At 63.2% G+C, this 4587-nt stretch carries 7 protein-coding genes; 2 read left to right on the top strand and 5 right to left on the bottom strand.

Translation table 11 applies throughout. From position 1 onward, the window contains the following. A partial coding sequence (locus ACTS2Z_RS11305; RefSeq protein WP_442573312.1) for an MmcB family DNA repair protein occupies positions 1 to 322 on the bottom strand: 322 nt, incomplete at its 3' end. A 90-nt stretch (positions 323 to 412) separates the two neighbouring features. On the opposite strand from ACTS2Z_RS11305, the gene ACTS2Z_RS11300 reads away from it, so the two are divergent. After that, the gene (locus tag ACTS2Z_RS11300; protein WP_442573311.1) at positions 413 to 820 is read left to right on the top strand and encodes a metallopeptidase family protein; all 408 of its coding nucleotides are present in this window, start codon (positions 413 to 415) and stop codon (positions 818 to 820) included. A 25-nt stretch (positions 821 to 845) separates the two neighbouring features. Here ACTS2Z_RS11300 and ACTS2Z_RS11295 read toward each other — a convergent pair whose 3' ends face one another. The 3 genes from ACTS2Z_RS11295 to lpdA are packed head-to-tail and all read right to left on the bottom strand — an operon-like array spanning position 846 to position 3563. Then, a complete protein-coding gene (locus tag ACTS2Z_RS11295) occupies positions 846 to 1559 on the bottom strand; it encodes an NAD-dependent deacylase (RefSeq protein ID WP_442573310.1) in 714 nt (237 codons plus the stop codon). Continuing rightward, a complete protein-coding gene (locus ACTS2Z_RS11290) occupies positions 1556 to 2125 on the bottom strand; it encodes a GNAT family N-acetyltransferase (protein ID WP_442573309.1) in 570 nt (189 codons plus the stop codon). Before ACTS2Z_RS11290 ends, ACTS2Z_RS11295 begins: the two co-directional genes overlap by 4 nt. 34 nt (positions 2126 to 2159) lie before the next feature. Beyond that, on the bottom strand, positions 2160 to 3563 hold the full coding sequence (gene lpdA, locus ACTS2Z_RS11285) for a dihydrolipoyl dehydrogenase (protein WP_442573308.1): 1404 nt from the start codon (positions 3561 to 3563) through the stop codon (positions 2160 to 2162). 216 nt (positions 3564 to 3779) lie between these two features. Here lpdA and ACTS2Z_RS11280 point away from each other — a divergent pair, with 216 nt between their 5' ends. Further along, complete coding sequence (locus tag ACTS2Z_RS11280) at positions 3780 to 4277, top strand: hypothetical protein (RefSeq protein WP_442573307.1); 498 nt, start codon at positions 3780 to 3782, stop codon at positions 4275 to 4277. A gap of 13 nt (positions 4278 to 4290) precedes the next feature. Here ACTS2Z_RS11280 and ACTS2Z_RS11275 read toward each other — a convergent pair. After that, positions 4291 to 4587: 2-oxo acid dehydrogenase subunit E2 (locus ACTS2Z_RS11275; RefSeq protein ID WP_442573306.1), on the bottom strand; the 297-nt coding region annotated here is incomplete at its 5' end.

Raw genomic sequence — 4587 nt, 5'->3', positions numbered from 1 at the left:
TGAGGCCGGTATGCTCGGGCAGCAGCGCGCGGGGGAACCGCTCCGAAACGGCGAAGAAATAGCGGTCGCACCAGTCAAAATATTCCGGCCATTTGCCATCGGCGCGAAAATCCGCCGCGCCGGACTTCACCTCGACAATGACCAGCTCGCCTTTCGGGCCGAGCGCCATCAGGTCCGCCCGGCGCCCGCAAGGCAGGGAAAACTCCGGGATCGCCGCCAGGCCAAAGCTTGCCAGCACGCGGGCTGCGCCGCGCATCAGGGCCTGCGCATCATCGATCGCAGGATTGGTCAGAGAGGCAAAGGGCAGAGGTTCGGCAGACATGGGCACAATCCTGTTCGAACTTTGTTCCGTTTGCAAGCCCGCCCCGGCAGCCCCCTAGGCGGGTCGCCTGCGCCGGGCTAGAAGGTCGCCATGACATCACCCTTCACCGATCAGCTCGCGCCGTCCGAAGCCGACTTTCTTGCCATGGCCGAGGCGGCCTTCGCTGCGCTGCCGGCAGCGTTCCTGAAGCTGTGCGGCAATGTGGTGATCCAGATTGCAGACTTTGCCGACGAGGACACGCTCGCGGCGCTGGAAATGGAAAATCCGTATGAGCTGACCGGGCTCTATCACGGGGTCGACCTGACCGAGAAATCGGTCCTCGACCCCGGCTTGCCCGACCATGTCTTCCTCTACCGCCTGCCCATCCTTCTGGAGTGGTGCGAACGCGGAGATGTCATGCTGGGCGACCTCATCACCCATGTGCTGGTCCACGAGATCGGTCACCATTTCGGCCTGTCCGACGATGACATGCACGCCATTGAGGACAGCGTGGAGTGAGCGTCGCGAAGGACGAGGGCGGCTGCTAGATACGTCCTGCCCATTCGGGCACGATTTTCGTCGCAGGCCCGTAATGGTGTTCGTCAAAGAGCGCGCTGACCTCGCCCGGCTCCAGTGACAATTCCACCGTCCAGGCACCGGCCGCTTTGGCTTCGCTGACAAATCCCGCCGCCGGGTAGACCGTACCGGACGTGCCGATCGCCACGAAGAGATCACACGCGCCAAGCGCCTCATAGATTGTATCGAGACCCAGCGGCATTTCGCCAAACCAAACCACGTGCGGACGCAGGCCGCCCGCCCGGGCGCAGGAGGGGCATGCGGTTTCAACGCCAAGGGCGTGCGTGTGCTCGAACAGATGACCGCAGGAATTGCAGCGGCTTTTCAGCAATTCGCCATGCATGTGCAGCACTTCGCGCGAGCCGCCACGTTCGTGCAGATCATCGATATTCTGGGTGACGAGCAGGAAGGAGCCGCGATCCTCCGCCTGCCAAAGCAGCTCTAGCGCTGCGAGCGCGCGGTGTGCGTCATTGGGCTGTGCACCAGCCATGTTGGCGCGACGGGCATTGTAGAAATCGTGGACGCTGTGCGGATCGCTGCGGAAGGCTTCCGGCGTTGCCAGCTTCTGCCAGTCGAACTTTTCCCAGATGCCACCCTTGTCGCGAAAGGTTCCCAGACCGGATTCGGCACTGATGCCCGCTCCGGTCAGGATGACGATATTGCGAAAGGGCCGCCCGCTCATCCGCTCTTTCGGCTGAGGGTATAGACTGAGAGGCGGCCCTCTTCCGGGTCAGTGACCTCCCCGGCTGCGATAAAACCGCTCTTTTCCAGCACGCGCTGTGAAGCCATGCCGCTGATCTTCGTCCGGGCACGGATCAGCTTCAGCTCGCTCTGGCTGAAAGCCCAGGCGGCGAGGCCCTGCACCGCTTCGGTGGCAAGGCCCTGCTCGCGAAAGCTCGGCAGCATGGAATAGCCGATCTCGGCAATGCCGTTTTCGTCCGGAGGCCCGTAAAACCCGCCATTGCCGACAAGCCGTCCCGGCGCATCATCAGCCCAGCGCATGATGAAAACCCAGGAATGCCAGCCGGCCTCTTCCGGATGCTCCGCCAGCCGGTCGCGTGTCTGGGCCATGCTCTCGGTATTGTTCAGCTCCGGCGGCCATGCTGCCTCGGACTGGACATTCAGCGCCCGGAAAAACCCCTTGCGGTCGTCCAGCTGTAAGGCGGACAGCCGCGCGTCCAGCGCGACGAGGCGCAGGCGCGGGGTGGCCCTCATCGGGCCTGCAGAAACGGTCTCGTGCGCTGCCATGATTGTGCCCGGCGGTGTTGGCGTGTGTCCAAGGCTACATCTGCATGGTCCAGCCTTCCACCCCCATTGCGGCCTGACGGATCGCTTCCGACAGTGTGGGGTGGGCGTGGCTGGTGCGGGCGATATCTTCAGAAGCCGCGCGGAACTCCATGGCAAGGGCTATCTCGCCGATCATCTCGCCCGCATGGGGCCCCATGATGTGACCGCCCAGGATCTCGTCGGTTTCCGCATCGGCGAGGATTTTCACAAACCCGTCCGTATCGTGATTGGTGCGCGCGCGGCTGTTGGCCATGAAGGGGAATTTGCCTGCCTTGTAGGCGCGGCCCATCTCCTTCAACTGTTCCTCGGTATAGCCGACACTGGCGATTTCCGGGCGCGTATAGACGACGCTGGGCGTTGCCAGATAGTTCACATGGCCAGCCTTGCCGGCGATCAGTTCCGCGCAAGCCGTGCCGTCATCCTCGGCCTTGTGGGCCAGCATGGGGCCGTGCGTGGTGTCGCCGATGACCCAGACACCTTCCGCCGAGGTCTTGAAATGGTCATTGGCGATGAAGCCGCGCTTGTCGGCCTCGATCCCGACTGTTTCGAGCCCCAGACCGTCCGTATAGGGACGCCGGCCGATGCAGACGAGGACGACATCGGCGTCCAGCACCTCTTCCTCCCCGCCAGCGGCGGCTTCCGTCTTCACTTTCAGCGCCTCGCCAGCCTTCTCGACGCCGGTCACCTTGCGGCCAAGCTTGAAGACCATGCCCTGTTTCTCGAACAGGCGCTTGGCCTGCTTGGAAATCTCGCCATCCATCGTCGGCAGGACCCGGTCGAGATATTCGACCACCGTCACTTCCGAGCCAAGGCGGCGCCAGACAGAGCCCAGTTCCAGACCAATCACCCCGGCCCCGATCAGCACCAGCTTGCCGGGCACCTTTTCAAGGGCCAGCGCACCGGTCGAGGACACGATCTGCTTCTCGTCGATCTCGACACCCGGCAGCGGTGTCACTTCCGAACCGGTCGCAATGACGATGTTCTTCGTCTCGAGCGTCTTTTCTGAGCCATCCTCAAGCGCGACGACAACCTTGCCCTTGCCGTCGATCCTTCCCTTGCCGTGGAAATGCTCGACCTTGTTCTTCTTCATCAGGCCGGCAACACCTTTGGTAAGCCCCTCAACGGCGTCCGCCTTCTGGCCCATCATCGCTTCGAGATTGAGCGTCACCTTGCCGGTACCGATCCCCATCGAGGCAAATTCGGTCTGGGCCATCTCGTAAAGCTCGGAGGCGTGCAACAGGGCCTTTGACGGAATGCAGCCGACATTCAGGCAGGTCCCGCCGAGCGTCTTGCGCATCTCGATAATGGCGGTCTTCAGGCCCTGCTGTCCGGCCCGGATGGCGCAGTTATAGCCGCCCGGCCCGCCGCCAATGATTACAACGTCATACGTGTCAGCCATGAGATATCCTCCGGCCCGGCAGGTGGAAGGGGGAGGGGTCCGGGCGCGTTTATCCGCAACCTAGCCAAGCAGCGCGGCGCGTCAATCGCATCTGCCCGCATGCCAGACTTGCACCTCTGCTGATGGCGAGGTCCAGCTTGAGGGCTTGATCCGGGCTCCAGTCTGGCTTTTGATCCGCAAACGGGGGCTCGCCAAGGGCAAAGGGACAATCAGGGCGTGACGACATTTCTGGTATCGCTGGTGTCCGGCTTGCTGGCTGCCATTCTCTTCGAGCTGCTGCATCATCCCGAAGATGCGCGGCGGGGCGGTGGCACGCGCCTTTCAGGGCGCCTGTTCGTGTCAGACCATAACCGTCCGCGCCATCGCGCAGCCCTTCTGACCATGGCAGGCATTCGCTGGAGCCTTGTCGCCATCGGTGCCGGGCTTGCCGGGCTTTATGGCCTCGCCCTGATGGTGCTGCTGGGGGCTAACGGCGCCGAACTGCCCGCCAGCGCCATGACCGGACTTGCCATCATCACGGCGCTCTTCATCGCCAACGCCACGCGCTCCCAGGCGCACATCGTGCGCGGACTCGCCGCCATCATTATCGGGCTGGGCCTTGCCGCCCTCATCATCGGCCTGACCGGAGATGCAATGGTGACAGCCCTTATGGTCACAGGGCTGTCGGTTGCGCTCATCTGGCGCGCGCTGGGGCTTGTTCCGCCCCTGCGCTGACCTCGCGCCTTGCCTAGATGTCCAGCAGAAGCCGCTCCGGTTTTTCCAGGCTCTCCTTCACGCGCACCAGGAAGCTGACCGCTTCCTTGCCGTCGACGATGCGGTGATCATAGGACAGCGCCAGATACATCATCGGGCGGATCACGACCTGGCCGTTCATGGCCACCGGACGGTCCTGGATCTTGTGCATGCCCAGAATGCCCGATTGCGGCGCATTGAGGATGGGTGAGCTCATCAGCGAGCCATAGACCCCGCCATTCGAAATAGTGAAGGTCGCGCCCTGCATGTCCTCAAGACCCAGCTGGCCGTC

The sequence above is a fragment of the Glycocaulis sp. genome (genome assembly GCF_052168375.1).
Taxonomy (GTDB): domain Bacteria; phylum Pseudomonadota; class Alphaproteobacteria; order Caulobacterales; family Maricaulaceae; genus Glycocaulis.
This window is presented reverse-complemented; position numbering and strand designations above follow the sequence as displayed.

What these genes read in the sequence shown, in the direction of transcription:
- ACTS2Z_RS11300 (WP_442573311.1), top strand. Translation starts at nt 413, where the DNA reads ATGACATCACCCTTCACCGATCAGCTCGCGCCGTCCGAAGCCGACTTT.
- ACTS2Z_RS11295 (WP_442573310.1), bottom strand. Translation starts at nt 1,559, where the DNA reads ATGAGCGGGCGGCCCTTTCGCAATATCGTCATCCTGACCGGAGCGGGC.
- ACTS2Z_RS11290 (WP_442573309.1), bottom strand. Translation starts at nt 2,125, where the DNA reads ATGGCAGCGCACGAGACCGTTTCTGCAGGCCCGATGAGGGCCACCCCG.
- lpdA (WP_442573308.1), bottom strand. Translation starts at nt 3,563, where the DNA reads ATGGCTGACACGTATGACGTTGTAATCATTGGCGGCGGGCCGGGCGGC.